Raw genomic sequence first — 3,661 nt, 5'->3', positions numbered from 1 at the left:
GTTCAGATCTGCTGCCATGTCCGTCTCCTTCCGTTATCGGATCGAATAAGCGCGCTCCGCTGCATCCGCTTTCGTCGTGCGGGTCGTGCAGGCGGGCCAGCCGCTATTGTGCACGATCGGCCCCGCCGTTCGCGCGCAAAACGTCTAAGCTTAAGGTCGGTTCCGAGTCGCGGGAGATTCCCATGCACTATCGACGACTAGGCCGCTCCGGCCTGCAGATCAGCGCGCTGTCGCTCGGCTCGTGGGTCACGTACGGCAACCAGGTCGATCAGCGGGTCGCTCGCGAATGCCTTGCGGCGGCCCGTGATGCGGGCGTCAATTTCTTCGATAACGCCGAGGTCTACGCAGGCGGCAAATCCGAGGAAATCATGGGCCAGGCGCTCAAGTCGCTCGGCTGGCCGCGCGTCAGCTACCTCGTGTCCACGAAGTTCTTCTGGGGGCTCGCGGAAGCGCCGAACCAGTACCACACGCTGAACCGGAAATATCTGCTGAACGCGATCGACGCTTCGCTGCGCCGGCTGCAGCTCGACCATGTCGACCTCGTGTACTGCCATCGCCCCGATCCGAACACACCGATCGAGGAGACCGTCTGGGCGATGAGCGACATGATCGTGCGCGGCAAGGCGCTGTACTGGGGCACGTCCGAATGGAGCGCCGACGAGATCCGCGCCGCGTACGAGATTGCCGAGCGGCACCATCTGCACAAGCCGGTCGTCGAGCAGCCGCAGTACAACCTGTTCCACCGTACCCGGGTCGAACAGGAATACGCCCGGCTCTATCACGACTTCGGCCTCGGCCTGACGACCTGGAGCCCGCTGGCATCGGGGCTGCTCACCGGCAAGTACCGGCACGGCGTACCGCCGGGCAGCCGCGCGCAACTGCCGGGCTACGACTGGCTCCGCGACCGGCTGACGGATCAGGCCAGCAACGACGTGGTCGAACGGCTCGGTGCGATCGCGGCCGAACTCGGCTGCAGCACCGCCCAGCTCGCGATCGCATGGGTACTCGCGAATCCGCGCGTGAGTTCGGTCATTACCGGCGCCTCGCGGGTCGAGCAGATCGGCGACAACATGCGCGCGCTCGACGTTGCCGCGCAGCTGACGCCGGAGGTCAAGCAACGCATCGAGGAGGCCGTCGGCGACGCATACGAATAAGGCGGCTCACGCCCACTCGCGTACAATACGCGGCCGCATTGGCGCGCGGCCCGACGGCCGCGCGCGATCGTCCGTTTTCATCGATTCATCCTTCGTTTCAGGCAGCCAGCCATGCTCAGTTATCGTCACGGTTTTCACGCAGGCAACCACGCGGACGTGCTCAAGCACGCCGTCGTCGTCCAGCTGCTGCGCTACCTGAACAAGAAAGACAAGTCGTACTGGTACATCGACACGCACGCGGGTGCCGGCGTGTATTCGCTGCGCGACGGTTATGCTGCCAAGACGGGGGAATTCGACACCGGCATCGGGCCGCTGTGGAACGAAAAGGACCTGCCCGAGGTGCTCGGTGATTACATCGACGAGGTGCGCGCGCTGAACGACAACGGCGAGCTGCACTACTATCCGGGCTCTCCGTATCTCGCCTGGCGATCGATGCGCGAGCAGGACCGGATGCGCCTGTTCGAAATGCACACGACCGAAATCGATGTGCTGCGTCACAACTTCCGCGATGCGGGGCGCCGCGCGATGATTTACGCCGGTGACGGATTCGAGGGCATCAAGGCGCTGCTGCCGCCGCCGCCGCGACGCGCGCTCGTGCTGATCGATCCGTCCTATGAGGACAAGAAGGACTACGCGCGCACGGTGACGTGCGTAACGGAATGCTTGAAGCGTTTCGCGACCGGCTGTTACGCGATCTGGTATCCGCAGGTTGCGCGGGTGGAATCGCAGCGTTTTCCGGAACAGCTCAAGCGCCTGCAGCCGAACAACTGGCTGCACCTGACGCTGACGGTTTCGAATCCGCCGGCAGACGGCTTGGGCCTTTACGGCAGCGGAATGTTCATCCTCAATCCGCCGTACACGCTCGCGCAGAGCATGAATGAAGCGCTGCCCTATCTCGTCGAGCACCTGGGACAGGACAGCGGCGCCCGGTGCCAGATCGAGCACCGCGGGAACTGAGCGAACGGTTTTCCGTTACGGCTGCGGTCTGGGCGCAGGTCTTGGCTGATTGGCCGGCGACACGCCCCAGCCCGGCACATTGATATACGGTGCGACAAACAGCGGGACCGATGAATTCGGTCCCTGCTGCCCGGCTGGCGCTCGCATGCTTGCAGGCTCGACGATCGGCTCCGACGATAGCGGAGCCGATTGCAACACCAGGCCGCCCTTGCCATCCTGGATCCCGCGTTGCGTATCGAGAATCAGCGGCCTGGACGACGTCGCCGCACCGGCCGCCGCGCCGTAAGCGAGCACCGCAGCCCCCAGAACGAGGCGCGCGCGGGAAACGTGACGCACATCGAGACGCAAGCGCATGGTCGTGTTCTTCCGGTTGAAAAGGAGGCCCATACCATAGCGCCGCGCCGACGATTTCGCCAGATCAATCGCACAAAAAACAAAGCCCCGTCAACACGGGGCTTGCTTTTCGTTCGGTGCCACACGGCACCTGACGGTGACTCCGATTACAGCGAGTAGCCGTTGGTTTCGAGCGAACGGATGCGGCTCTCGAGCTGGACGATGTCCGACGACGTCGCGAGGTAAGCCTCACGGCGCTCACGCTCTGCGGATTCGAACCAGTTGCTCAGCTTTTCAACGATGTAGGCGATCATGATGTTCTCCAAGGAAGGGGGGACCCCTGGCGAATCGAGATTCAGGGATTTCCCGTATAGGGTTATCCCGAATTATAGCGATGCCGCACCAAGATGCCAGTGAAATGCTTGCATGGAAGCCATTCCGATTTGGAATGGATTTTGAAGCATCCTGTTTAACTCTCTGATTTTTAAGAACATTGAATCGAGGCCTATTTCCGGCCTCGAGGACATGCACTAATCTGGTTCACTGACCGGGTCGGCCAAGCGCGCCAAGATCGGGCATTCGGGTCGCCCGTCACCATGGCAGTGCGCGGCGAGATCGGCGAGCGTATTGCGCATGTCGCTCAATTCCGAGATGCGTTTGTCGAGTTCGGCCACGTGTTCGAGGGCGATCGACTTCACTTCGGCGCTGGCGCGGGAGCGGTCCTGCCAGAGCATCAGCAGCTTGCGGATATCCTCGACGAGAAAACCGAGCCGCCGTGCCTGGCGGATGAAACGCAGGATATGGATTTCGTCGGAACCGTAGATCCGGTATCCGGCGTCGCTACGCTTGCTCGGCGCAAGTAGGCCGACCTGTTCGTAGTACCGGATCATTTTTGCGCTGACGCCGGATTCGCGCGACGCGTCGCCGATATTCATTCCCTGCCCTCTCTCCATCAAGCACTGGTTCGAACACGAATGTCGACGCAAGCAACCGTCGACGACACTTCGATCGTAACAAAATCGCGCGGTTTCATTCGGGCGTGGGCGGTGATCGGGGGATCGAGCGCAATCCGGATGTATTGCGGGTGGGTGGCTGCGAGATCTGCCGGTTCTGGACAGTATGCAGTTTGCATCGCGGGGCGACTGGTCTCTCCCACCCCATCGACGACACGGCAGCCACGCCAACGCCTCACTGCGGTCGACATTTCCGACGCCCCA

The 3,661-nt window shown here is 62.4% G+C and carries 6 protein-coding genes; 2 read left to right on the top strand and 4 right to left on the bottom strand.

The genetic code is table 11. The annotated features are described in order from the left end of the window. Positions 1–182: 182 nt before the first annotated feature. Together U5771_RS34745 and U5771_RS34740 are read left to right on the top strand one after the other, a co-directional pair. Positions 183–1,154, top strand: coding sequence for an aldo/keto reductase (locus U5771_RS34745; RefSeq protein WP_322028124.1), 972 nt, complete (start codon positions 183–185; stop codon positions 1,152–1,154). Between the two features lie 111 nt (positions 1,155–1,265). Beyond that, positions 1,266–2,111: a 23S rRNA (adenine(2030)-N(6))-methyltransferase RlmJ gene (locus U5771_RS34740; RefSeq protein WP_322028123.1), complete on the top strand. Its 846-nt coding sequence runs from the start codon at positions 1,266–1,268 to the stop codon at positions 2,109–2,111. 15 nt (positions 2,112–2,126) lie between these two features. Here the strand turns inward: U5771_RS34740 and U5771_RS34735 are convergent, their stop codons facing one another. The 4 genes from U5771_RS34735 to U5771_RS34720 all read right to left on the bottom strand — a co-directional run. Then, positions 2,127–2,498, bottom strand: a complete 372-nt coding sequence (locus U5771_RS34735; RefSeq protein WP_322028122.1) for a hypothetical protein — start codon at positions 2,496–2,498, stop codon at positions 2,127–2,129. Positions 2,499–2,611: 113 nt separating this feature from the next. Beyond that, the gene (locus U5771_RS34730; protein WP_006478295.1) at positions 2,612–2,758 is read right to left on the bottom strand and encodes a DUF3563 family protein; all 147 of its coding nucleotides are present in this window, start codon (positions 2,756–2,758) and stop codon (positions 2,612–2,614) included. 216 nt (positions 2,759–2,974) lie between these two features. Continuing rightward, entirely contained in the window at positions 2,975–3,379 is a 405-nt protein-coding gene (gene cueR, locus U5771_RS34725; RefSeq protein ID WP_322028121.1) for a Cu(I)-responsive transcriptional regulator, read from the bottom strand. A 17-nt stretch (positions 3,380–3,396) separates the two neighbouring features. Beyond that, positions 3,397–3,661: hypothetical protein (locus U5771_RS34720; protein ID WP_322028120.1), on the bottom strand; the 265-nt coding region annotated here is incomplete at its 5' end.

Source organism: Burkholderia sp. BCC1977, from assembly GCF_905339595.1.
Classification (GTDB): domain Bacteria; phylum Pseudomonadota; class Gammaproteobacteria; order Burkholderiales; family Burkholderiaceae; genus Burkholderia.
Note: the sequence above shows the minus strand (reverse complement) of the source record. Positions and strands in the feature narration are given on the sequence as shown.

Bases quoted from the DNA above. Each gene is read 5' to 3' on its own strand.
- U5771_RS34745 (WP_322028124.1), top strand. From the start codon at position 183: ATGCACTATCGACGACTAGGCCGCTCCGGCCTGCAGATCAGCGCGCTG.
- U5771_RS34740 (WP_322028123.1), top strand. From the start codon at position 1,266: ATGCTCAGTTATCGTCACGGTTTTCACGCAGGCAACCACGCGGACGTG.
- U5771_RS34735 (WP_322028122.1), bottom strand. From the start codon at position 2,498: ATGGGCCTCCTTTTCAACCGGAAGAACACGACCATGCGCTTGCGTCTC.
- U5771_RS34730 (WP_006478295.1), bottom strand. From the start codon at position 2,758: ATGATCGCCTACATCGTTGAAAAGCTGAGCAACTGGTTCGAATCCGCA.
- cueR (WP_322028121.1), bottom strand. From the start codon at position 3,379: ATGAATATCGGCGACGCGTCGCGCGAATCCGGCGTCAGCGCAAAAATG.